19 protein-coding genes are annotated in these 22,560 nt (G+C 70.7%); 15 read left to right on the forward strand and 4 right to left on the reverse strand.

Going from position 1 to position 22,560, the window contains the following annotated elements; genetic code table 11:
• The first annotated feature begins 1 nt into the window (after nucleotide 1).
• From mraY to J2Y58_RS10055, 13 genes are all read left to right on the forward strand, one after another.
• Complete coding sequence (gene mraY / locus J2Y58_RS09995; RefSeq protein WP_310102326.1) at nucleotides 2-1,072, forward strand: phospho-N-acetylmuramoyl-pentapeptide-transferase; 1,071 nt, start codon at nucleotides 2-4, stop codon at nucleotides 1,070-1,072.
• Complete coding sequence (murD, locus tag J2Y58_RS10000) at nucleotides 1,069-2,433, forward strand: UDP-N-acetylmuramoyl-L-alanine--D-glutamate ligase (RefSeq protein ID WP_310102328.1); 1,365 nt, start codon at nucleotides 1,069-1,071, stop codon at nucleotides 2,431-2,433. Before mraY ends, murD begins: the two co-directional genes overlap by 4 nt.
• A complete protein-coding gene (locus tag J2Y58_RS10005) occupies nucleotides 2,430-3,659 on the forward strand; it encodes a putative peptidoglycan glycosyltransferase FtsW (RefSeq protein ID WP_310102330.1) in 1,230 nt (409 codons plus the stop codon). The genes murD and J2Y58_RS10005 overlap by 4 nt, the downstream gene beginning before the upstream one ends.
• Entirely contained in the window at nucleotides 3,656-4,816 is a 1,161-nt protein-coding gene (gene murG, locus J2Y58_RS10010) for an undecaprenyldiphospho-muramoylpentapeptide beta-N-acetylglucosaminyltransferase (protein WP_310102332.1), read from the forward strand. Before J2Y58_RS10005 ends, murG begins: the two co-directional genes overlap by 4 nt.
• A 13-nt stretch (nucleotides 4,817-4,829) precedes the next feature.
• The gene (murC, locus tag J2Y58_RS10015; RefSeq protein WP_310102334.1) at nucleotides 4,830-6,245 is read left to right on the forward strand and encodes a UDP-N-acetylmuramate--L-alanine ligase; all 1,416 of its coding nucleotides are present in this window, start codon (nucleotides 4,830-4,832) and stop codon (nucleotides 6,243-6,245) included.
• Nucleotides 6,242-6,439 (forward strand): hypothetical protein, encoded by a 198-nt coding sequence (locus J2Y58_RS10020; protein ID WP_310102336.1) that lies wholly within the window; start codon nucleotides 6,242-6,244, stop codon nucleotides 6,437-6,439. Before murC ends, J2Y58_RS10020 begins: the two co-directional genes overlap by 4 nt.
• Nucleotides 6,440-6,444: 5 nt before the next feature.
• Complete coding sequence (murB, locus tag J2Y58_RS10025; protein WP_310102509.1) at nucleotides 6,445-7,446, forward strand: UDP-N-acetylmuramate dehydrogenase; 1,002 nt, start codon at nucleotides 6,445-6,447, stop codon at nucleotides 7,444-7,446.
• Nucleotides 7,443-8,414 (forward strand): D-alanine--D-alanine ligase, encoded by a 972-nt coding sequence (locus J2Y58_RS10030; RefSeq protein ID WP_310102338.1) that lies wholly within the window; start codon nucleotides 7,443-7,445, stop codon nucleotides 8,412-8,414. Before murB ends, J2Y58_RS10030 begins: the two co-directional genes overlap by 4 nt.
• A complete protein-coding gene (locus J2Y58_RS10035) occupies nucleotides 8,411-9,397 on the forward strand; it encodes a cell division protein FtsQ/DivIB (RefSeq protein ID WP_310102340.1) in 987 nt (328 codons plus the stop codon). The genes J2Y58_RS10030 and J2Y58_RS10035 overlap by 4 nt, the downstream gene beginning before the upstream one ends.
• A gap of 12 nt (nucleotides 9,398-9,409) precedes the next feature.
• Nucleotides 9,410-10,669: a cell division protein FtsA gene (gene ftsA / locus J2Y58_RS10040; protein WP_310102342.1), complete on the forward strand. Its 1,260-nt coding sequence runs from the start codon at nucleotides 9,410-9,412 to the stop codon at nucleotides 10,667-10,669.
• Between the two features lie 116 nt (nucleotides 10,670-10,785).
• Nucleotides 10,786-12,291 carry a cell division protein FtsZ gene (gene ftsZ, locus J2Y58_RS10045; protein WP_310102344.1) on the forward strand — a complete coding sequence of 502 codons (1,506 nt, stop codon included), beginning with the start codon at nucleotides 10,786-10,788 and terminating at the stop codon, nucleotides 12,289-12,291.
• A 254-nt stretch (nucleotides 12,292-12,545) separates the two neighbouring features.
• Entirely contained in the window at nucleotides 12,546-14,606 is a 2,061-nt protein-coding gene (locus tag J2Y58_RS10050; RefSeq protein WP_310102346.1) for an SPOR domain-containing protein, read from the forward strand.
• A 1-nt stretch (nucleotide 14,607) separates the two neighbouring features.
• Nucleotides 14,608-15,771 carry a deoxyguanosinetriphosphate triphosphohydrolase gene (locus tag J2Y58_RS10055; RefSeq protein WP_310102347.1) on the forward strand — a complete coding sequence of 388 codons (1,164 nt, stop codon included), beginning with the start codon at nucleotides 14,608-14,610 and terminating at the stop codon, nucleotides 15,769-15,771.
• Nucleotides 15,772-15,901: 130 nt separating this feature from the next.
• On the opposite strand, the gene J2Y58_RS10060 is transcribed toward J2Y58_RS10055, so the two are convergent.
• Nucleotides 15,902-16,903, reverse strand: a complete 1,002-nt coding sequence (locus tag J2Y58_RS10060) for a glycoside hydrolase family 3 N-terminal domain-containing protein (RefSeq protein WP_310102348.1) — start codon at nucleotides 16,901-16,903, stop codon at nucleotides 15,902-15,904.
• 95 nt (nucleotides 16,904-16,998) lie between these two features.
• Here J2Y58_RS10060 and J2Y58_RS10065 point away from each other — a divergent pair, with 95 nt between their 5' ends.
• Nucleotides 16,999-17,871 carry a MipA/OmpV family protein gene (locus J2Y58_RS10065; RefSeq protein WP_310102350.1) on the forward strand — a complete coding sequence of 291 codons (873 nt, stop codon included), beginning with the start codon at nucleotides 16,999-17,001 and terminating at the stop codon, nucleotides 17,869-17,871.
• Here J2Y58_RS10065 and J2Y58_RS10070 read toward each other — a convergent pair.
• Entirely contained in the window at nucleotides 17,861-18,595 is a 735-nt protein-coding gene (locus J2Y58_RS10070; protein ID WP_310102352.1) for an SPOR domain-containing protein, read from the reverse strand. The two genes, J2Y58_RS10065 and J2Y58_RS10070, sit on opposite strands and share 11 nt — an antisense overlap.
• Entirely contained in the window at nucleotides 18,595-20,322 is a 1,728-nt protein-coding gene (gene argS / locus J2Y58_RS10075; protein ID WP_310102353.1) for an arginine--tRNA ligase, read from the reverse strand. Before argS ends, J2Y58_RS10070 begins: the two co-directional genes overlap by 1 nt.
• Nucleotides 20,323-20,477: 155 nt before the next feature.
• On the opposite strand from argS, the gene J2Y58_RS10080 reads away from it, so the two are divergent.
• A complete protein-coding gene (locus J2Y58_RS10080; RefSeq protein ID WP_310102355.1) occupies nucleotides 20,478-20,765 on the forward strand; it encodes a hypothetical protein in 288 nt (95 codons plus the stop codon).
• 444 nt (nucleotides 20,766-21,209) lie between these two features.
• Here J2Y58_RS10080 and accC read toward each other — a convergent pair whose 3' ends face one another.
• Nucleotides 21,210-22,559 carry an acetyl-CoA carboxylase biotin carboxylase subunit gene (gene accC / locus J2Y58_RS10085; RefSeq protein ID WP_310102357.1) on the reverse strand — a complete coding sequence of 450 codons (1,350 nt, stop codon included), beginning with the start codon at nucleotides 22,557-22,559 and terminating at the stop codon, nucleotides 21,210-21,212.
• Between the last annotated feature and the right edge of the window lies 1 nt (nucleotide 22,560).

The raw sequence follows: 22,560 nt of genomic DNA on the forward strand, positions 1-22,560 counted from the left end.
GTTGCTGTACTGGATCGCCGAACAACTCGGTTTCGCGGGCGGGTTCAACCTGATCCGCTATCAGACGTTTCGGGCGGGCGCGGCGGTCGCGACCGCGCTGTTCATCGGCCTGATCATCGGACCGCGCTTCATCGGCTGGCTGCGCGTGCGACAGGGCAAGGGGCAACCGATCCGCGCCGACGGGCCGCAGACCCACCTGGCCAAGCGCGGCACCCCGACGATGGGCGGGCTGATGATCCTCACCAGCCTGGTGCTGGCGGTGCTGATCTGGATGGACCTGAGCAACCCGTTCGTCTGGGCGTGCCTGTTCGTCACTTTAGGGTTCGGCGCGATCGGGTTTCTCGACGACTACGACAAGGTGCGCAAGGCGAGCACCGCCGGGGTGTCGGGCCGCGTCCGTCTGCTGCTGGAGTTCGGCATTGCGGGCGTCGCGGCGTGGATCGTCATGCAGGAGAACGGCTCCGGGCTCTATTTTCCGTTCACCAGCCGCTATTTCGTCGACCTCGGCTATTTCTATCCGGTCTTCGCCGCGTTCACGATCGTGGCGTTCGGCAATGCGGTGAACCTGACGGACGGACTGGACGGGCTGGCGACGATGCCGGTCATCATCGCCAGCGTCGCGTTCATGCTGATCGTCTATCTGGCGGGCAACGTGAAGTTCGCCGACTATCTCGGCATCCCGCACGTGCCGCGCGCGGGCGAGCTGGCGATCTTCTGCGGTGCGGTGATCGGCGGGGGGCTGGCGTTCCTGTGGTATAATGCGCCGCCCGCGGCGGTGTTCATGGGCGATACCGGCAGCCTGGCGCTGGGCGGCGCACTGGGCACGATCGCGGTGGTCGCGCATCACGAGATCGTGCTGGGAATCATCGGCGGGCTGTTCGTGGTCGAGGCGCTCTCCGTCATCATCCAGGTGTTCTGGTACAAGCGGACCGGCAAGCGCATCTTCCGCATGGCGCCGATCCACCATCATTTCGAGCAATTGGGTTGGAGCGAGCCGACGGTGGTGATCCGGTTCTGGATCATCAGCCTGGTGCTGGCGTTGGCCGGACTGTCGACGTTGAAGCTGCGATGATCGCCCTGCGCGCCTGGGCGGGGAAGCATTTCGCGGTGCTCGGGCTGGCACGCTCGGGCGCCGCGACGGTGCGTGCGCTTGTCGCGGGCAGGGCGCGGGTCACGGCGTGGGACAGCGACGCGGAGAAGCGCGACGCGCTTATTACTCCCTCTCCCCTCCCGGGAGAGACCCATCTCGGTGAGACACCTGCCCCTCACCCGACCCTATCCCCGGAGGGGAGAGGGCTCCTGACGGTTGCCGACCTTGATGGGCTCGACCTCGCCACCGTCGACGCGCTCGTCGTTTCCCCCGGTGTTCCGCTCAACACGCACCCGCTCGCCGCCAAAGCGCGCGCAGCGGACGTGCCCATCGTCGGCGACATCGAGCTGTTCGCGCAGGCCCGTGCCGACCTGCCCGCGCACAAGGTCGTCGGGATCACCGGCACCAACGGCAAGTCGACGACCACCGCGCTGGTCCACCACATCCTCGATACCGCCGGCGTGCCCGCGCAGATGGGCGGCAACATCGGGCTGCCGATCCTCGCGCAGGAGCCGTTGCCGGCGGGCGGGGTCTATGTGCTCGAACTGTCGAGCTACCAGATCGACCTGACGCGGACTCTCGACTGCGACGTCGCGGTGCTGCTGAACGTGACGCCCGACCATCTCGACCGCTACGACGGGTTCGGGGCGTACGCTGCCAGCAAGGCGCGGTTGTTCGCGATGCAGTCGCGCGCGCATCTCGCGGTCGTCGATTACGAGGCCGAGGCGGAGCATGGCGTGCTGGACGACGCGCCGGAGGGCCTGAACATCCGCTTCATCGACGGCGTGCCGTTGCCCGGCGACCCGGCGCGCTGGCCGTCGCTGCAAGGGCCGCACAACGAACAGAACGCCAAGGCCGCGGTCGCGGTCTGCGAGGCGCTGGGCATCGACGCCGCCACTATCGAGCGCGCGCTGGAGACGTTCGTCGGACTGCCGCATCGCATGGAGCGCATCGCGACGCTGAACGGCGTGGCATGGATCAACGACAGCAAGGCGACCAATCCCGAAAGCGCCGCGCCGGCGCTCGCTGCCTTTCCGCGGATCCACTGGATCCTGGGCGGGAAGGTCAAGGGCGACGATCTCAACGCGTGCGTGGCGCATCTCGACCACGTCGTGCGCGCCTATACGATCGGGGAGGGCGGGCCCCGCTTTGCCGAGGTATTGCGCGGGCAGGTGCCGGTCGCCGAGGTCGAGACGCTGGAGCGCGCGGTGAAGCTCGCCGCGCAGGAGGCGGTGCGGGGCGAGGTGGTGCTGCTGTCGCCCGCCGCGGCCTCGTTCGACCAGTTCCGCGACTTCGAGGCGCGCGGCGCGGCGTTCCGCGCGGCGGTGGAGGCCCTGGCATGAGCGTGACCAAGAACGAGCGCGCGCGCGCCGCGACCAGCCTGCGCAACCGCGGCGGTCGCGGCGATCCGTCGCCGCTCGGCACCTGGTTCTGGGACATCGACCGCGTGCTGCTGCTGCTCGCCCTGTTCCTGATCGCGATCGGGCTGATCGCGGTCGCGGCCGGGTCGCCGGCCAGCGCGATGCGCTATTCGGGCGAGCACCTGCATCTCGCGCCGCTGCATTATTTCTGGCGGCAGACGATGTGGGTGGCGGTGTCGCTGCCGGTGCTGTTCGGCGTGTCGATGCTGCCGCTCACGATGGCGCGGCGCATGTCGCTGATCGGGGCGGCGGTATGCGTCGCCTTGATGGTATTCGTGCCGTTCGTCGGGGTCAGCGTGAACGGCGCGCGGCGCTGGGTCGGGTTCGGCTTCGCGCAATTCCAGCCGTCCGAGTTCCTCAAGCCGTTCTTCGTCGTGACCGTGGCATGGCTGCTGTCGTTCAAGTCGCGCGACGCGGAGTTGCCGGTGACCGCGATCACCGCCGCGCTGACCGGGTTGATCGCAGTGCTGCTGATGCTGCAGCCCGACTTCGGGCAGACGGTGATCTTTTGCACGATCTGGCTGGCGCTGGTCATCATCGCGGGCACGCCGACGCGCGTGATCCTGGGTTTCCTGTCGATGATCCCGGTCGCGCTGGTGGCGGCGTACCTTTTCTACAGCACCGCGCGCAAGCGGATCGACGCGTTCCTGTTTCCGGGTGTCGAGGGGGAGGGTGCGGCCGACCATTTCCAGACCAACGCCGCGCACAACACGCTGACCTCGGGCGGCTGGTTCGGCACCGGGCCGGGGGCTGGGACGGTCAAGTTCGGGCTGCCCGAGGCGCATACCGACTATATCTTTTCGGTGATCGGCGAGGAGTTCGGGTTGCTGGCGTGCATGATCGTCGCGCTGACGTTCCTGGCGATCGTGGTGCGGGTGTTCGTGAAGTTGCTGGACGAACAGGACCCGTTCCGGCTGCTCGCCGCCGCCGGGTTGGCGGTGCAGTTCGGTGCGCAGGCGCTGATCTCGATGGCGGTGAACACCGGGCTGGCGCCGTCGAAGGGCATGACGCTGCCGTTCATCAGCTATGGCGGATCGTCGATGATCGCGCTGTCGATGGGGATGGGGTTGCTACTGGCGTTCACGCGCCGCAATCCGTTCCTGCTGCGCAGCCCCTATATCGCGCAGCAACGCTGGAGCGCCGAATGACGCAGGTCCGCGATTTCCGCCCCCGCCATTATGTGCTGGCCGCAGGCGGCACGGGCGGGCACATGGTGCCGGCCGCGGCGCTCGCCGCCGAATTAATGAAGCGCGGTCACAGGGTTGCGCTGGTCAGCGACGCGCGGGGCGTGCGGTTTCCGGGACTGTTCGAGGGCGTCCAGACGCATGTCATTCCCGCCGGGCGCTTCGCGGGCGGGCCGCTCGGCTGGGCCAAGGCGGCGCGGTTGATGGTGCAGGGGCGCAGCATGGCGCGCGAACTGTATCGCAGCTTCCGGCCGTCCGCGGTGATCGGTTTCGGCGGTTATCCGGCGTTTCCCGCACTTTCCGCGGCCTTCGCGGCGGGCATCCCGACCGCGGTGCACGAGCAGAACGCGGTGCTGGGGCGGGTCAACCGGTTGGTGGCGGGGCGGGTGGATGCGATCGCGACCAGCTATGCCGAGACCGAGCGGCTGAAGCCGCGCCACCGCGCCAAGGCGCATCTGGTCGGCAACCCGGTGCGCGAAAGCGTGCTGGCATTGCGCGCCAAACCGTTCCCGGTGCCGGAAGAGGACGGAATATTCCGCGTACTTGTGACCGGCGGTAGCCAGGGCGCGTCGATCCTGAGCCAGGTGGTGCCGGATGGTCTCGCCTTGTTGCCCGTCGCGTTCCGCCGCCGCCTGCAGGTGACGCATCAGGCGCGGATCGAGGACATCGACGCGGTGCGCGAGAAATATGCGCAGCTCGACATCGCCGCCGATCTCGCCACGTACCTGCCCGACCTGCCCGAGCAGCTCGGCTGGTCGCATATCGTGATCGCGCGCGCGGGCGCCTCGACGATCGCCGAGCTGACCGCCGCCGGGCGCCCCGCGATCCTGGTGCCGCTGCCGTCGGCGACCGACGACCACCAGACCGCCAATGCGCGCGCGATCACCGCCGCGGGCGGCGCGCGCACCATCCCGCAATCGGCCTTCACGCCGCCGGAACTCGCCAAGCAGATGCAGAAACTCGGACTCGATCCCGAAGCCCTCGGCAATGCCGCCACCCGCGCACGGTCGTGCGGGGCGCCGCACGCCGTTACCGACCTGGCCGATCTGGTCGAGAGCCTCGATGCCCCCCGGGCGCGGGTAATGGTCGGCAAGGCGCAGACCAGGCAGGCCTTCGCATGATGGAGTATGGCGCATGAAAGGCGTCGCGACCGACATCGGGACGATCCATTTCGTCGGGATCGGCGGGATCGGCATGTCGGGCATTGCCGAGGTGATGCACAACCTGGGCTACAGGGTGCAGGGCTCCGACGTGGCCGAGGGCTATGTGATCGAGGGGCTGCGCGCGCGCGGCATCGCGGTGACGATCGGGCATGACGCCGCCAACGTCGACGGCGTGGCGGTGGTCGTCACCTCCACCGCGGTGAAGCGCGGCAACCCGGAGGTCGAGGCGGCGCTGCGCAACCGTATTCCGGTCGTCCGCCGGGCGGAGATGCTGGCCGAGCTGATGCGGCTGAAATCGACGGTCGCGGTCGCGGGGACGCACGGCAAGACGACGACGACCTCGATGGTCGCCGCGCTGCTGGACGCGGGCGGGGTCGATCCGACCGTCATCAACGGCGGGATCATCAACAGCTACGGCTCGAACGCGCGGCTGGGCGCGAGCGACTGGATGGTGGTGGAGGCCGACGAGAGCGACGGCAGCTTCCTGCGGCTGGACGGCACGATCGCGGTCGTCACCAACATCGATCCCGAGCATCTGGATCACTACGGCAGCTTCGAGCGCGCCAAGGACGCGTACGTCGAGTTCGTCGAAAACGTGCCGTTCTATGGCGCGGCGCTGTTGTGCCTCGATCATCCGGAGGTGCAGGCGCTGATCCCGCGCGTCCGCGACCGGCGGATCGTGACCTATGGCTTCGCAGCCTCCGCGGACGTGCGCGGGGTGAACGTCGCCCCCTATCCGGGCGGCAACCGGTTCGAGGCGCTGATCCGGTCGCGCGACGGCGCGGTGCGGTCGATCGAGGGAATCGACCTGCCGATGCCGGGGCGGCACAATGTCCAGAACGCGCTGGCCGCGATCGGCGTCGCGCTGGAACTGGGCATCGACGATGCGACGATCGCACGCGGGTTCGAGCGGTTCAGTGGGGTCAAGCGGCGCTTCACCAAGGTCGGCGAGGTGGCGACGGGCAATGGCGTCGCCACGATCATCGACGATTACGGCCACCATCCGGTCGAGATCCGCGCGGTGCTGGCGGCGGCGCGCGAGAGTGCGCAGGGCCGCGTCATCGCGGTGGTGCAGCCGCATCGTTACTCACGGCTCGGCAATCTGATGGAGGAGTTCCGCGGCGCGTTCAACGACGCCGACCTCGTCTATGTCACGCCCGTCTATGCCGCGGGCGAGGCGCCGGTGCCGGGCGTCGATGCGGAGGCGCTGGTCGCGGGGTTGCAGGATCGCGGACACCGGCAGGCGAGCGTGATCGCCGATGCGCCGGCGCTGGCCGACGCGCTGGCGGGCGAGCTGCGCAGCGGCGATCAGGTGATCTGCCTGGGCGCGGGCGATATCACCAAATGGGCCGCCGGACTGGCCGCCGCGATCGGAGAACGCGCATGACCAACTGGTTCGACGCCGCGATCGGCTGGCAGAAGCAGTTGCTCGAAACCCAGCGCACCGCGCTGGACGCCGGGCGGCACGCGTATGACGCGGGCGCAGCGCTGGTCGCGGCGCAGGAAGCGTCGCGGCGCGCGGTCGAGGCGAACTGGCAGGCGTGGAACGCGTGGCTGCAATTGTGGCGACCCGCGCGGTGAGCGCGATGCCCCCGGTCCGTGGCCGCCTGACGCCGCACGCGCCGCTGGCGCCGCTCGTCTGGTTCAAGGCGGGTGGGGCGGCGGAATGGCTGTTCGAGCCGGCGGATGCCGACGATCTGAGCGACTTCCTGCGCGCGCTCGACCCGGCGGTGCCGGTGATGGCGCTGGGGCTGGGGTCGAACCTGATCGTGCGCGACGGCGGCGTGCCCGGCGTGACAATCCGGCTGGGCAAGCCGTTCGCGACCGTCGCGGCGCTGGACACGGTGACGCTGCGCTGCGGCGGCGGGGCGAGCGGCATCCTCGTGTCCTCGACCGCCCGCGATGCGGGCGTCGCGGGGCTGGAGTTCCTGCGCTCGATCCCCGGCACGGTCGGCGGGTTCGTGCGGATGAACGGCGGCGCCTATGGCCGCGAAACCGCCGACGTGCTGGTCGAGGCGGAAGTGGTGCTGCGCTCGGGCGAGCGGCGGACGCTGGCGACCGGTGAATTGGGCTATACCTATCGTCATTCGGCGTTGCCCGAGGGGGCGGTGGTAATCGCCGCGACCTTTCGGGGCATGCCGGGCGTGTCGGCGGACATCCAGGCGGAGATGGACCGGATCGCGGCGGCGCGCGAGGCGTCGCAGCCGCTGCGGTCGAAGACCGGCGGGTCGACGTTCAAGAACCCGGACGGGCACAAGGCGTGGGCGCTGGTCGATGCGGCGGGGTGCCGGGGGTTGCGGCGCGGCGATGCGCAGGTGAGCGAGAAGCATACGAATTTTCTGCTCAACCTTGGAACTGCGAGCAGTGGCGACATTGAGGCTCTTGGCGAAGATGTGCGCGACCGCGTGAAAGCGGCGAGCGGAATAGAGCTAGAATGGGAAATCCAGCGCGTGGGTAATTTCACGGATAGCCCTCGCCCCCTCGGGGAGGGGGTTGGGGGAGGGGCCGAGGTCTCACCGAGAGCGGCCTCTCTGCGAGGCACCGACCCCTCACCCCAACCCTCTCCCCGCAGGGAAGAGGGAGCATGACGGCGCTTCACATCGCCGTCCTGATGGGTGGCTGGTCGGCCGAGCGCGAGGTGTCGCTGTCGTCCGGCAACGGCGTCGCGGAGGCGCTCGAATCGCTGGGTCACCGAGTCACGCGGATCGACATGGGACGTGACGTCGCCGCCCGGCTGACCGAAGCGGCGCCCGACCTCGTCTTCAACGCGCTGCATGGTACGCCGGGCGAGGACGGCAGCGTGCAGGGGCTGATGGACCTGATGGGCGTGCGCTACACCCATTCGGGGCTCGCCACGTCGGTGATCGCGATCGACAAGGTGCTGACCAAGCAGGTGTTGGTGCCGGCGGGCGTGCCGATGCCGGGCGGGCGGATCGTGAAGAGCGCCGACATCCACGACGCCGATCCGCTGCCGAGGCCCTATGTGCTGAAGCCGGTGAACGAGGGGTCGTCGGTGGGGGTCGCGATCGTCACCGCGGAGGGCAATTACGGCAACCCGATCGCGCGCGACGCGCGCGGGCCGTGGCAGGAGTTCGACGAGCTGCTCGCCGAGCCCTATGTGCGCGGGCGCGAGCTGACGACCGCGGTGCTCGGCGACCGCCCCCTGGGCGTCACCGAGTTGCGGCCCAAGTCGGGCTGGTACGATTACGACGCCAAATATACCGACGGGATGACCGACCATATCTTTCCGGCGGAGATCCCCGACGAGGTCACGCAGGCCTGCATGGCGCTGGCGCTCAAGGCGCATCGCGTGCTGGGGTGCCGCGGCACCAGCCGGTCGGACTTCCGCTGGGACGACGAGCGCGGGGTCGACGGGCTGTTCCTGCTCGAGGTCAATACCCAGCCGGGCATGACGCCGCTGAGCCTCGTCCCCGAACAGGCGCGGCACACCGGGATGAGCTATCCGGAGCTGGTGCAGGCGATCGTCGACGAAGCGATGGCGGGAGTCGGGGCCGGGGCCGGGACCGACGTGAGGTCGGGGGCGATGCAGCCGTGAGCCGGACGATCAAGCGCGGGTCGAGCCCTCCGGCGCGCCGCCCCGCGCCAAACCGCCGCCGCGTGCAGAAGGCGTCGCTGGGCGACCGGTTGCTCGCGCGGATGCCGATCGGCGAGGAGACGTTGCGCAAGGCGGTGACGTGGACCGTACTGGGCGGGGTCGGTATCGCGACGGTGTTCGTCGCCAATCTGCTGGGCGTGCCGCAGGCGATCGGCGCGGGGATCGCCGAGGCGGCGGGGCGCGCCGGTCTGCGCGTCGAGCAGGTCGACATCACCGGGCTGAAGCGGATGGACCGCGAAACGGTCTATGCGATCGCGCTGGAGGACCAGTCGAGCCGCGCGATGCTGCGCGTCGATCTGGAGCGGGTGCGTAACCGCCTGCTCGATTACGGCTGGATCGCCGACGCCTATGTCGCGCGGCGGCTGCCCGACCGGCTGGTGATCCATATCACCGAGCGCGAGCCCGCCGCGATCTGGCAGGACAAGGGCCAGCTGACGCTGATCGATGCCGAGGGGCGGTTGCTGGCGCCGGTCGCGGCGTCGCGGATGCCGGACCTGCCGCTGGTGATCGGCCCGGGCGCGAACCAGCAGGAGCCGGGCTATCAGGCGCTGCTCGCCGCCGCGCCGGCGCTGCGCCCGCGGATCCGCGCCGCGACCTGGGTCGGCAACCGGCGCTGGGACCTGACCTTCACCACCGGCGAGACGCTGGCGCTGCCGCAGGACGGCGCACCGCAGGCGCTGATCAAGTTCGCGCAAATGGACGGCGCGGATCCGCTGCTCGGCAAGGGCTGGCTGCGCTTCGACCTGCGCGATCCGGCGCGGATGTACGCGCGCCGCGCCGGGCAGGACAAGCAGCAGGTCGCCGACGACGGCCGCAACGATCCGCCCGCCGACGCCGCGGCGGCCACGAACAACGTGATCGGCGACAACGACCGGACGATCGAGGCGCGCGCCGGGGAAGCGTTGCGCTCGGGCGAGGCATGAGGGGGTAGGGCAATGGCGAAGGTAGCACCGGACGGCCTGATCACGGCACTCGATATCGGGTCGTCGAAGGTATCGGCGATGATCGCGCAGAAGGGCGACGGCGGCGAGCTGAACGTGCTGGGCACCGGGCAGCGCGAGAGCCGCGGGGTGAAGCGCGGCTATATCGCCGACATGGACGCCACCGAGGTCGCGGTGCGCGAGGCGGTGGAGCAGGCGGAGCGGATCGCGGGCTTCAACATCGAGAACGTCTGGGCCGGCTTCTCGGCCGGCGGGCTGGTGAGCGACGAGGCGTTCATCGAGGCCGAGCTGGGGGGCATGCGGATCGAGCAGGCCGATATCGACGCGTTGCTGCACGAAGGGCGGCAGTCGATCGATCCGCAGGGGCGCATGGTGCTTCACGCGCAGCCCGCGCTCTACACGCTCGACGGGCTGACGGGCGTGAAGAAGCCGCTGGGGCTCCATGCCGACCGGCTGGGCGTCCACATCCACGTCATCGCCGCCGACGGATCGCCGGTCCGCAACCTCGACCTGTGCGTCCGCTCGGCGCATCTGGAGGTGAAGTCGATCATCGCCGCGCCGGTGGCGACGGGCCTCGCCTGCCTGACCAGCGAGGAGCGCGACCTGGGCGTGGCGCTGGTCGAGATCGGGGCGGGGATCACCAACGTGTCGCTGTTCGCGGGGTCGATGCTGGTGGGCCTCAAGTCGATCCCGTTCGGCGCGGCGGACATCACCGACGACATCGCCAGCGCGTTCGGCACGACGCGGTTGCAGGCCGAGCGGATCAAATGCTTTCACGGTTCCGCCAACGCTTCCCCGCGCGACAATCACGAGATGGTGACGATCCGCGAGCGCACGCAGGAGGAGGATTCGGAGGCGTTGCAGATCACCAAGGCGGCGTTGATCGCGGTGATCCGCCAGCGGCTGGAGCATCTGGTCGGCGAGATCCAGGCGGCGCTGAAGGAACTGAAGTTCGAGGGGCCGGTCGGGCGGCAGGTGGTGCTGACCGGCGGCGGCGCCGAGCTGAAGGGCATTGCCGACTATGCGCAGCAGGCGCTGGGCCGCTCGGTGCGGATCGGGCGGCCGCGCGGGCTGACCGGGCTGCCCGAGGCGCATGCCGGGCCGGGGTTCGCGACGCTGGCGGGGCTCGCGTTCTTCGCGGCCAGCGACCCGATCGACCTGCGCGGCCTCGCGCCGACGCCGCAGATGGTGCACCGCCAGCGGGGCTTGCGCGGCTTCTGGAAGCTCGTGCAGGCGGCGAAGGCGAATTATTGACGCAGCAACAGGGCGCTTGGCGGTGTTTCCTCTTTCGCCGCGCGCCCGCATGTTGCACATCGGTGTAAACGGCCCGTTATGAACCATGCCACGCGGGCGGACGGAGTAAGTTTGCGATGAGCATCGAATTCATCACGCCCGACCTCGACGATCTGACCCCGCGGATCACCGTGATCGGGGTCGGCGGTGCGGGCGGCAACGCCATCGCCAACATGATGCGCGCCGACGTGCAGGGCGTGAACTTCCTGGTCGCGAACACCGACGCGCAGGCGCTGAAGCAGTCGGAGGCCGAGCAGAAGATCCAGCTGGGCGCCAAGATCACGCAGGGGCTGGGCGCCGGCAGCCGGCCGGAGATCGGCCGCGCCGCCGCCGAAGAGACGATCGACGAGCTGTCGCGCCTGCTCGAGGGCAGCCACATGTGCTTCATCGCTGCCGGCATGGGCGGCGGCACCGGCACCGGCGCGGCCCCGGTCATCGCCAAGGCGGCGCGCGACATGGGCATCCTGACGGTCGGCGTCGTGACCAAGCCGTTCAGCTTCGAGGGCAATCGCCGCTCCAAGTCGGCGGATGCGGGCATCGAGGAGCTGCAGAAGTTCGTCGACACGCTGATCGTGATCCCCAACCAGAACCTGTTCCTGGTCGCCAACGCGAACACCACGTTCAAGCAGGCGTTCGAGATGGCGGACGAGGTGCTGCAGCAGGGCGTGCGCGGCATCACCGACCTGATGGTCATGCCCGGCCTGATCAACCTCGACTTCGCCGACGTCCGGTCGGTGATGCAGGAGATGGGCAAGGCGATGATGGGCACCGGCGAGGCGGAAGGCGACGACCGCGCGCTGATCGCCGCGCAAAAGGCGATCGCCAACCCGCTGCTCGACGGCGTGTCGATGCAGGGCGCCAAGGGCGTGATCGTGTCGATCACCGGCGGCGACGACATGCGCCTGCTGGAGGTCGACGAGGCCGCGAACCACATCCGCGAGCTGGTCGATCCCGACGCCAACATCATCTGGGGTTCGGCGTTCAACCCCGAGCTGGAAGGCAAGATCCGCGTCTCGGTGGTCGCCACCGGGATCGAGAGCAGCGGGCAGGTCGCGGCGCCGGCCGCGGCCAGCGCGCCGTCCGAGCCGCCGCGCACGTTCAGCTTCTCTGCGCCGCGCCGCGCCGAGCCGGCCCCGGCTGCTCCGGCCGCCGCCGCCCCGGCTCCGGCCCCCGCGCCGCAGCCGGTCGCCTACGAGCCGACCCCGCAGGTGCCGCCGCAGCAGCCGAGCGGTGCCGCCGCCGCAGCGATGGCCGAGGGCGTGCCCCCCGCCAACGCCGGCGCCGGGATCGACCCGTCGCCCGCGCGCCCGAACGAGGACGAGCTGGTGCTCGGCGCGGACTCGCTGGTGCCGACCCCGCCGCCGGCCGCGCCGCCGGCCGGTGATGCGCAGCGCCGCCGCTTCCTGTCGCCGGGCGGCGAGGACGAGGCACCCGCGCCGGCCGCACCGCGCGTGAAGCTGGGCGGGACGCTGTTCGAACGCATGCAGAACGCGACCCGCAACGCCGGTGGCCGCGCCGCCGACGACGAGGGGCGCGAGCCGGGCGACCTGCCGCGCTTCCTGCACCGCCAGAACAACCAGTAATCCGCCCTTCGCAGCGGTGGTGCCGGCGGGTGCCGTGCACCGCCGCTGCGGCTCGCTTCGTCGCAGGCGGGCCGGCGGCGACATTGCCGGGCCGGCGGTGAACGGCTCTATGGCACGATGACCAACCGCTCGTCCGCCATGGCCCCCGCGGGGATCGCGATGCGCGACGGGCGGTGCGGAGCCACCCGGCGCCGACCACCCATTTCCTCGAACCGCCAGACCGCGTCGCGGGTCCTGCGCGGGGAGCATGTTGCATGATCGACCTCGCCCGGTCGCGACCGGGGCGCCATGCGGTCGCCCGGTGCCTCGCGCTGGCGCTCGCCGCGGCGGCGCTGTCCTCCGGTACCCTCGCCGCGGCGCAGGAAGTGGTGGCTGCCCCCAATCCCGATGCCGACCGGCTTGCCGACGTGGTGCGGCGGCTGGGCAGCGCGCCGCGTGACCTGTCGGCGCTGATCGAGGCGGGCGAGCTGTCGTTCGCGCTGGGCGATGCGACCGCGGCGGCGGCGTTCTTTACGCGTGCGGAGGCGATCGACCCCAACAACGGTCGCGTAAAGGCGGGGATCGCGCGCATCCTGGTGAACGGCGAGCGGCCGGGCGAGGCGCTCCGCTATTTCGAGCAGGCGCAGCGCCACGGCGCGCCGATGGCGGCCTATGCCGACGATCGCGGGCTGGCCTACGACCTGATCGGGGAGCAGGCGCGCGCGCAGCAGGACTATCGCCTTGCGCTGGCGCAGGGCGGGCGCGATGCGGCCGAACTGGACGAGATCCGCCGCCGCTATGCGCTGTCGCTCGGCATTTCGGGGCGGCAGGAGGAAGCGCTGGCGCAGATCGACCCGCTTCTGCGCAAGTCGGATCGCGGGGCGTGGCGGGCGCGTGCCTTCATCCTGGCGATGAACGGCGACGTGAGCGGCGCGAACAAGATCGCGACCGGCATGATGCCGCGCGGCATGGCGAGCGGGCTGGCCGCGTTCTTCCAGCGGTTGCCGACGCTGTCGCCGGTCGATCGCGCCTTTGCGGTGCATTTCGGGGAGGTGACTCCGACCGCTGCGCGACTGGCGGACGCGCGGATGGCGCCGACGCTCGCGCCGCTGCCGGGCGCGGCGGCTCCGGCCCCGACGCAGGTCGCCGCCGCCACGGTGCAGCCGGTGCCGACGCCGCAGCGCCTGTCGCGCAGCGAGCAGCGCCGCCGTGACCGCGCGACGCAACTCGCCTCCGCGACCACGCGTGCTCGGGCGAGCACGCCGGCCCCGACCGCGACCGCGCCCGCCGCCGTCCAGCCCGCTCCGGCGCCGGTGACGCAGACTGCCGCCGCGCCGGTCCGTTCGAGCGATGCCGTGCCGCCGCTTCCAACGCAGGTCGCCTCCGCCGCGCCGCGCCCGGTGGTGCAGCCGTTGCCGACGCAAACCGCCACCGCGCCGACGCGCGCCACGGTCCAGCCGCTGCCGACCCCGGTCGAGCAGCGCGCGACCGCGCCAGTGAGCGCCGCACCTGCACCACAGCCGGTCTCCCCGACGCAGGTGGCGCGGGCGAGCGCGCCGGCCCCGGCCGCGCGACAGCCGGTCGCCCCCGCCACGCAGGTGGCCGCTGCCGTCACCACCCCGCCGGTGGTGCCTGCGACACGGCGCGCGCCGCCGCTGCGCGTGTCGCCGCCGCGGATCAGCGAAGATTCGATCCTGGCGCGGATCGTTGCGGGCATTTCGGTGCCCGCGTCCGAACTGGGGGTCGCGCCGATGCCGGGAGCGCAGCGCGTGGCCGTCGTCGCCGCGCCGCCCGCGCCCGCCGCGCAGACGTTGGAGGACGCCGCGCGCACCGCCGAGCGCAACGCCGCCGCCGACGAGCAGAAGCGCCCGAAGCTCGCCGCCGCCAAGCGCGTCGCGCAGAAAGCGCCGGTCGTGGCGGTCGAGCCCGAGGAGAAGCCGGCCGCCAAGTCGCTCGCCTCCAGGCCACTCGACCGCAAGGCGCGCGCCAAGGAACTCGCCGCCGAGAAGGCGAAGAAGGAGGCCGCCGACCGGCAGGCGGCCGAGAAGAAGGCGGCGCGCGCCGAACCGGCGCGGATCTGGGTGCAGGTCGCCAGCGGTGCAAACGAGGGCGACCTACCCAAGGCGTGGAAGGGCGCGCAGGGCAAGGCCGATGCGCTGGCCGGCAAGCGTGCCTATACCGTCCCGAACCGTGCCACCAATCGCGTGGTGACCGGCCCCTTCAAGACCGAGGCCGAGGCACGCGCGATGGTCAACAAGCTGAACAAGCAAGGATTGTCCGCCTTCACCTTCACCAGCGAGGCCGGGCAGAAGATGACGCGGCTGGACGGCAAGTAACATGGCCGCGCTGGCGCCGTGGGCGTCCGATCCGGCGCGCAGCCGCGGGCGGCTCCACCCCGAGGAGAGCGCCGACCGCGGCCCGCGCGACGCGTTCCAGCGCGATCGCGACCGGATCATCCACTCGATCAGCTTCCGCCGCCTGCGCCACAAGACGCAGGTGTTCATGGCGCCCGACGGCGACCATTTCCGCGTCCGGCTGACCCACAGCCTGGAGGTGGCGCAAATCGGGCGGACGATCGCGCGCGTCCTGGGGCTGAACGAAGACCTGACCGAAGCGCTGTGTCTGGCGCACGATATCGGCCACCCGCCGTTCGGGCACGCCGGCGAGGATGCGCTGCGCCAGGCGATGCGCGACGCGGGCGGGTTCGACCACAACGGCCATACGCTACGCACGCTGATGCGCATCGAGCGGCCGTATCCACGCTGGCCGGGGCTGAACCTGACGTGGGAGACGCTGGAGGGGCTGGCCAAGCACAACGGACCCGTCGCGGTGCCGGCATGGGCGCTGGCGGCGGCGGATGCCGAGGCGGGGCTGGAGCTGACCAGTCATGCCTCGCTGGAGGCGCAGGTCGCGGCGCTGGCGGACGACATCGCCTATGACAATCACGACATCGACGACGGCTTGCGCGCCGGGTTGCTGACGCTGGAGCAGATCGAGGCGGTGCCGCTGGTGGCGGACGGGTGGCGGCGGGTCGCGGCGCGCTTCCCGGATGTGCCGCGCGGACGGCTGGCGGGCGAGCTGATCCGCAGCCAGATCGGCGCGATGGTCAACGACCTGATCGCCGAATCGCGCGCGCGGATCGCGGCGGCGGGCGTCGCCGGCGTCGAGGATGTGCGCGCGGCGGGGCGCGCGCTGATCGGCTTTTCACCCGCGATGGCGGCGGGCGAGCGCGCGTTGAAGCGCTTCATGTATGCCAATCTGTACCATCATCCGCGGCAATTGGCGGCGGCGTCGGCGGCGCAACAGGTCGTCGCCGGGCTGTTCGCGGCCTATCGCGACGATCCCCGGCTGCTGCCCGAGGAATGGCGTGCGCGGTTGCCGGACGCCGAGCCGGGTGTCAGCCGCCACATCGCCGACTTCATCGCGGGGATGACCGACCGCTATGCGGTGTCGCGCTATCGCGAGACGGTCGGGCCGATCGATCTGCCCGAGGGATTCTGAGGCGCCGGCGCGGCGCGTGGGGCACGTGCTTCGACAGGCTCAGCACGAACGGCGTCGGGATCGCGCGACTTCCACACCGTTCGCCCTCGGCTTGTCGAAGGACGTGTTTCAGGCACCGGCGCTCCCCCGATCAGACCAGCGCCAGCAACCGGTCGCGCTTGTCGATCAGCGCCGCCATGTCGCCCGCCGGTGCGGTGCGCGCGGCCATCGCGCGATCCAGCCGCTCGCGCGCCGCCGGCGCGATCTCGCCCAGCCGGGCCGCGATCTCCTCCATTTCGGCCATTCGCGCCCAGCAATCGAGCACGACGTCGCATCCCGCCGCGATCGCGCCCGCGGCCTTGTCGCCCGCCGATCCCGACAGCGCCTTCATGTCGATGTCGTCGGTCATCAAGAGCCCGTCGAAGCCGATCCGACCGCGGATCACCTCCTCGATCACCACCGGCGACAGCGTCGCGGGCCGATCCGGGTCCCACGCCTGGTAGACGATATGGCTGGTCATCCCCATCGGGGCGTGCGCCAGCGCGCGGAACGGGGCAAGGTCGTCCTCCAGCTCCGCCGCCGGCGCGGTGACGGTCGGCAGATGATAGTGCGTGTCGAGCAGCGCGCGGCCGTGGCCGGGCATGTGCTTGACGACCCCGACGACGCCGCCCGCGGCCAGCCCCTCCAGCGTCGCGCGGCCCATCGCGGCCACCCGCATCGGCTCGTGCCCGAAGGCGCGGCAGGTGATCGCCTCGGTCGTATCCGGCCGCGCCACGTCGAGGATCGGGTGGCAGTCGACGGTGATGCCCACTTCGGACAGCATCAGCCCCAGTGCATGCCCGTTGGCTCGCGCCGCCTCGATCCCCGAGATCGGCGCCCGTTCGTACAGCCGGTCGAAGTCGGGGCCGGCGGGGAAGGCGGGCCATTCCGGCGGGCCGAGCCGCGCGACGCGTCCGCCCTCCTGATCGACCAGGATCGCGACATCCTCGCGTCCCTCCAGCGTGCGCAGCGAGTCGGTCAGCGCGCGCAGCTGGGCGCGCGTCTCGACGTTGCGGCGGAACAGGATGTAGCCGGCCGGGCGCACGCGCGCGAAGAAGGCGCGCTCGGCGGGGGTGAGGACGGGGCCGGACAGGCCGAAGATCACGGGCTTCATGAGCCGTCTGTACGGCGGAACGGCGTGATCGGGAAATGGCTTTGGCTTCGGCCCGGATCGGTCTAGCAACGATCCTCCGACACGGGGAGACGACGATGCGTGCTGCGGGATTGCTGGTGTGCCTGGGCGCGGGCGCGCTGCCCCTGACCGCCGCGGCGCAGACGACCCCGCCGCCGGTCGAGCCGCCGCCGCTAGAAGAAGCGGTGCCGGCCGGCGTCACCCCGCCGCCGGTGACGATGCGGGTGCAGGTCACGCTGGGGCCACAGTGGCAGCCGTCCTTCCCCGGCGATGACCAGCGGCGGCTGAGCCCGTGGGTCAGCGTGTCGCGGACGCGCGGCGCGACGCCGTTTGCGTTCGGCGCGCCCGACGACGGCACCAACCTGACGTTCCTGCGGCGCGGCACGACCGAACTGGCGGTCGCGATCCGGCGCGAGGGGCGACGGCGCGGCGGCGACCTTTATCCGAACCTGCCCGGCGTCGGGCGGACCTTCGAACTGGGCGGATCGCTGGAGACGTGGGCGGGCGATTCGCTGCGCTTCCGCGGCGACGTGCGCAAGGGGATCAACGGGCACAAGGGCTGGATCAGCCAGCTGGGCGCCGATTACGTCCGGCGTGACGGCGACCAGTGGATCGTGTCGCTGGGCCCGCGCGTGCTGCTGGGCGATGCGCGTTACCAGCGGGCGTGGTTCGGGGTCGACGATCGCGCGGCGGCCGCCACCGGGCTGGGCGTCTATCGCCCCGGCGCGGGGGTGCGCTCGGTCGCGGCGACCGGCAGCTGGTCGATGGAGGTGTCGCGGCACTGGGGCGTCGAGGGCCAGCTGACCTATGAGCGGCTGGTCGGCGACGCCTATCGCTCGCCGATCATGCAGGACTGGAACTCACGCAACCAGATCCAGGTCGCGATCGGGCTGCATTACACCTTTTCGGTCAGGGTGCCCGATCGCGGAATCTGGCGGATCATCCGGTGACGAAGCAGCCCTCGCCCGCCAGCTTCAGCCGCGCGCACAGGTCGCTCGCCGCCGCCGCACCGCCGGCGTCGACGCGCAGGCGGTAGACGGTCCGGCCCTTCACCACCGCCGGCTGAACGACCTTGTTGAGCGTCGCCACATAGCCGAACCGGCGCGCAATCTGGCTCCAGGCGGCGTTGGCGACCGACTCGCTCGGGAAGGCGCCCAGCTGCACCATCGCGCCCCCCGACGCGGCGCCGGGCACCCGCGCCGCGGGCGCGCTGACCGGGCGTTGCGCGCGGAGCGGGGCGCTGGCCTGCGGCACTGCGACGCTGGCGGTCGGCGCGCCGCCCGCAGCGGCGGTGGGCGACGGGGCGGGAGCGGTGGCGCGCGCGACCGGCGCCTCGGGCACCTGCGCCAGATCGATCGCGGCATCGGTGCGGCTGCCGGCGCTGGCGGCGATCGCCGAATCGCCTTCGCCGATGACCTTCATGCCGCCCGGCTCCTCGGGGCGGACCTTGTAGTCGCCCGCGGGGGCAGCGATCAGCCGCCCGTCACCGCCGCTGCCGCCGAACTGCCATTTGTACAGCCCGAACAGGATGGCGGCGAGCACCAGCAGCCCGACCGTGACCAGCGCCACGATCCGCCCGACCGGCACCGCATAGGGATCGTCGGCCTCGACGGTGTCGAGCCACGGCAGACGATCCGCGTCGCTCATCCGCCCGATCGGCTCCCCCTCACGCATCAATGCATCTCCGCAACCGCCTCCACCCCCATGATGGCGAGACCGTTGCGGATAATCTGGCCGATCGCCGACGCCAAGGCGAGTCGCGCAGCGGTGACGGCGTGGTCGTCGGGGACGAGGAAGCGGCGGTCGGGGCGGTCGTTTCCGGCGTTCCACAGGGAGTGGAATTCTGCCGCCAGATCATAAAGGTAGAAGGCGATCCGGTGGGGCTCACGCGCTGCTGCCGCCGTCTCGACGATGCGCGGGAACTGGCTCGCCAGGCGCACCAAGGCCAGCTCTTCCGTATCGAGACGGGACAGATCGGCGTCGGTTGCCGCAATCCCCGCCTTCGCCGCGCGACGATGTAGCGAATGGACGCGGGCGTGCGCATACTGGACGTAGAAAACCGGGTTTTCCTTCGACGCCTCGACCACCTTGGCGAAGTCGAAGTCCATCTGCGCGTCCGACCGCCGCGTCAGCATCGTGAAGCGCACCACGTCCTTGCCGACCTCGCGCACGACATCGGCCAGCGTCACGAAATTGCCCGCGCGCTTCGACATCTTCACCGGCTCGCCGCCGCGCAGTAGCCGCACCATCTGCACCAGCTTCACGTCGAAGCGCGTCTTGCCCTCGGTCAGCGCCGCGACCGCCGCCTGGATGCGCTTGACGGTGCCGGCATGATCCGCGCCCCAGATGTCGATCAGCTGGTCGGCGCTCTCCGCCTTCTGGAAGTGATAGGCCATGTCGGCGCCGAAATAGGTCCAGCTGCCGTTCGACTTGCGGATCGGGCGGTCCTGATCGTCGCCGAACCGGGTCGAGCGGAACAGCGGCAACTCGACCGGTTCCCAGTCGTCCGGGGTCTCCCCCTTCGGCGCCTCGAGCACGCCGTCGTAGATCAGGTCGCGCGCGCGCAGCACCGCCTCGGCCGCCTCGGGCTTGCCCGCTGCCTGCAACTGCGCCTCCGACGAGAAGACGTCGTGGTGGATGCCGAGCAGCGCGAGGTCGTCCTTGATGAGCGCCAGCATCGCCGCGACCGCGCGAGTGCGGAACAGCGCCAGCCACTCGGATTCGGGCGCGGCGGCGTAACGGTCGCCGAACTCCTGTGCCAGCGCCTGTCCCACGGGTACCAGGTAATCGCCGGGATACAGCCCCTCGGGGATGGCGCCGACATCCTCGCCGAGGGCCTCCCGGTAACGCAAGTGCGCCGAGCGCGCGAGCACGTCGACCTGCCCGCCCGCGTCGTTGACGTAATATTCGCGGATCACCTTGTGCCCGCCGAACTCAAGCAGGCTGGCGAGCGCGTCGCCCACCACCGCGCCGCGGCAATGCCCCATGTGCATCGGACCGGTAGGGTTGGCGGAGACATATTCGATATTGACCGTGACGCCGTTCCCGCGCGTCGAGCGGCCATAGTCGGCGCCCTCGCCGGCGATCGTCGCGATCTCCTGCCGCCAGACGTCGTCGTGCAGCTTCAGGTTGATGAAGCCCGGCCCGGCGACCGACACGTCGGCGACCTCGGGCAGCGCGCGCAGCTCGCCCGCCAGCGCCTCGGCCAGCGCGCGCGGATTGGTGCCGGCGGGCTTGGCGAGCACCATCGCGGCGTTGGTGGCGAGATCGCCATGCGACGGGTCGCGCGGCGGCTCGACCGTCACGTTGCGGCGGTCGAGATCGGCGGGCAGCGTGCCCGCGGCGGTCAGCGCGTCGAGCGCGGCATCCACATGAGCGGTGAAACGGGTGAAAAGCGTCATGCCGCGCCGCTTAGCCCAAGGGCGGCGGCGACGCAAAAACCGTAATGCGGCGGGTGATTGCAGCAGCTGCAACCACGAATGTGACACCGGCAATTGCGGTTGTGCGGCGCAACATCGATGCTGCGCTGCATCATCGGTTTGCAGGGAAATGTCACATGCGCTCCTCGATCGCTTTCGTCCTGACCGCCGCCGCGCTGCTGCCGGCGGTCGCCGCTGCCGCCCCGGCGGAGCGCAGCTTCACGCGCGACGGCCACACCTACGTCTATTCGATGACGGCGAACGAGGACGGCACGACGCTGATCCAGGGGCATGAGGTCGGTGGCGCGGCGAGCCGCTTCCGGCTGACCGTGAACGGTACGCGCGTGTCGGGCCAGGCCAACGGTCGCGACGTGTCGTTCCGCACCCCCCAGCCGCTGGCGCCGGTAGCGGTCGCCGCGAACTGATCGCGGCGGGGCGGCGGTCGCGTCGTCCCGACCGGAAACGGAAGGGGCGATCCGCGTCGGCATGGGCCGACGGGATCGCCCTTTTCGTTGGTTCGGGGGCGAGTGGGCGAGCTTTCTTCCGTCATTGCGAGCGTAGCGAAGCAACCCCGGGGCCGGATCAGGACGCCCTGGATTGCGTCGCTGCGCTTGCAACGACGGCGGAGAGGATATGGTGCCGCGCACACGCGGATCGTACCTCTCCACCGTTCGTGCTGAGCTTGTCGAAGCACGTGTCCGGGGCGCCTCCACTGCGAGCCAGGGGCGATCTTTCGCGGCACGCCCTTCGACAGGCTCAGGGCGAACGGTCGTATATGAAACCCGAAGCGACTGGCCGCGGAGGACTCATGGCTCCTTCGCCAGAGTGGCTGGCGACGCAGGGTGCGCATGTCCCCCGGACATGCTCTTCTATCCCTGCTTCGCCAACCACTCCTCCAGCCACTTGATCGTATAGTCGCCGGCGCGGAACTCGGGATCGTCGAGCAGCGCCTGGTGGAGCGGGATGGTGGTCTTCATCCCCTCGATCACGAACTCCTCCAGCGCGCGGCGGAGGCGGCGCAGCGCGCCTTCGCGGGTCGCGCCGTAGACGATCAGCTTGGCGATCATGCTGTCGTAATAGGGCGGCACCTTGTAGCCGGCGTACAGCCCGGAATCGACGCGGACGTGCATGCCGCCCGGCGCGTGATATTGCTTCACCAGCCCCGGCGACGGCGCGAAGGTGCGCGGATCCTCGGCGTTGATGCGGCATTCGATCGCATGGCCGCGGAACTCCACATCCTCCTGGCGGAGCGTCAGCGGGTGCCCCTCCGCGACGCGGATCTGCTCGCGGACGAGATCGAGGCCGGTGATCGCCTCGGTCACCGGATGCTCGACCTGCAGGCGGGTGTTCATCTCGATGAAGTAGAACGCGCCGTCTTCCCACAGGAACTCGATCGTCCCCGCGCCGCGATAGCCCATGTCGGCCATCGCCTTCGCGACGATCCCGCCCATGCGGTCGCGCTCCTCGGGGGTGATGACGGGCGAGGGCGCTTCTTCGACGACCTTCTGGTGGCGGCGCTGGAGCGAACAGTCGCGCTCGCCCAGGTGGATGGCGTTGCCGTTGCCGTCGCCGAAGACCTGGAATTCGATGTGCCGCGGATTGCCGAGGTACTTTTCCATGTAGACGGTGGCGTCGCCGAACGCGGCCTTCGCTTCCGTGCCCGCCTGCTGCATCAGCGTTTCGAGCTGGTCCGGGGACTGGCACACCTTCATGCCGCGCCCGCCGCCGCCGCTAGCGGCCTTGATGATGACCGGATAGCCGATCCGTTCCGCGAGCGCCTGCGCCTCCGCTACGTCGCTGATCGCGCCGTCCGAGCCGGGGACGAGCGGCAGCCCGAGCGCGCCGGCGGTACGCTTGGCCTCCACCTTGTCGCCCATCACCCGGATATGCTCGGGCTTCGGGCCGACGAAGATCAGGTTATGCAATTCGACGATCTCGGCGAACTTGGCATTCTCGCTGAGGAAGCCGTAGCCGGGGTGGATCGCGTCCGCGCCGCTGATCTCGGCGGCCGAGATGATGTTCGGGATGTTGAGATAGCTGTCGGCGGCGGCCGGCGGGCCGATGCAGATCGCCTCGTCCGCGAGCCGCACGTGCATCGCGTCGGCGTCCGCGGTCGAGTGGACCGCGACCGTCTTGATGCCCATCTCATGACAGGCGCGGTGGATGCGCAGCGCGATCTCGCCGCGGTTGGCGATGAGGAGCTTCTTGATCTGGGGCATG

The sequence above is a fragment of the Sphingomonas sp. BE138 genome, assembly GCF_031456125.1.
Taxonomy (GTDB): domain Bacteria; phylum Pseudomonadota; class Alphaproteobacteria; order Sphingomonadales; family Sphingomonadaceae; genus Sphingomonas.

What these genes read in the sequence shown, in the direction of transcription:
- J2Y58_RS10060 (WP_310102348.1), bottom strand. Translation starts at nt 16,903, where the DNA reads ATGAAGCCCGTGATCTTCGGCCTGTCCGGCCCCGTCCTCACCCCCGCC.
- argS (WP_310102353.1), bottom strand. Translation starts at nt 20,322, where the DNA reads ATGACGCTTTTCACCCGTTTCACCGCTCATGTGGATGCCGCGCTCGAC.
- murB (WP_310102509.1), top strand. Translation starts at nt 6,445, where the DNA reads ATGCCCCCGGTCCGTGGCCGCCTGACGCCGCACGCGCCGCTGGCGCCG.
- J2Y58_RS10065 (WP_310102350.1), top strand. Translation starts at nt 16,999, where the DNA reads ATGCGTGCTGCGGGATTGCTGGTGTGCCTGGGCGCGGGCGCGCTGCCC.
- J2Y58_RS10030 (WP_310102338.1), top strand. Translation starts at nt 7,443, where the DNA reads ATGACGGCGCTTCACATCGCCGTCCTGATGGGTGGCTGGTCGGCCGAG.
- J2Y58_RS10070 (WP_310102352.1), bottom strand. Translation starts at nt 18,595, where the DNA reads ATGCGTGAGGGGGAGCCGATCGGGCGGATGAGCGACGCGGATCGTCTG.
- J2Y58_RS10005 (WP_310102330.1), top strand. Translation starts at nt 2,430, where the DNA reads ATGAGCGTGACCAAGAACGAGCGCGCGCGCGCCGCGACCAGCCTGCGC.
- accC (WP_310102357.1), bottom strand. Translation starts at nt 22,559, where the DNA reads ATGCCCCAGATCAAGAAGCTCCTCATCGCCAACCGCGGCGAGATCGCG.
- ftsZ (WP_310102344.1), top strand. Translation starts at nt 10,786, where the DNA reads ATGAGCATCGAATTCATCACGCCCGACCTCGACGATCTGACCCCGCGG.
- J2Y58_RS10050 (WP_310102346.1), top strand. Translation starts at nt 12,546, where the DNA reads ATGATCGACCTCGCCCGGTCGCGACCGGGGCGCCATGCGGTCGCCCGG.
- J2Y58_RS10055 (WP_310102347.1), top strand. Translation starts at nt 14,608, where the DNA reads ATGGCCGCGCTGGCGCCGTGGGCGTCCGATCCGGCGCGCAGCCGCGGG.
- murG (WP_310102332.1), top strand. Translation starts at nt 3,656, where the DNA reads ATGACGCAGGTCCGCGATTTCCGCCCCCGCCATTATGTGCTGGCCGCA.
- J2Y58_RS10020 (WP_310102336.1), top strand. Translation starts at nt 6,242, where the DNA reads ATGACCAACTGGTTCGACGCCGCGATCGGCTGGCAGAAGCAGTTGCTC.
- J2Y58_RS10080 (WP_310102355.1), top strand. Translation starts at nt 20,478, where the DNA reads ATGCGCTCCTCGATCGCTTTCGTCCTGACCGCCGCCGCGCTGCTGCCG.
- murD (WP_310102328.1), top strand. Translation starts at nt 1,069, where the DNA reads ATGATCGCCCTGCGCGCCTGGGCGGGGAAGCATTTCGCGGTGCTCGGG.
- ftsA (WP_310102342.1), top strand. Translation starts at nt 9,410, where the DNA reads ATGGCGAAGGTAGCACCGGACGGCCTGATCACGGCACTCGATATCGGG.
- murC (WP_310102334.1), top strand. Translation starts at nt 4,830, where the DNA reads ATGAAAGGCGTCGCGACCGACATCGGGACGATCCATTTCGTCGGGATC.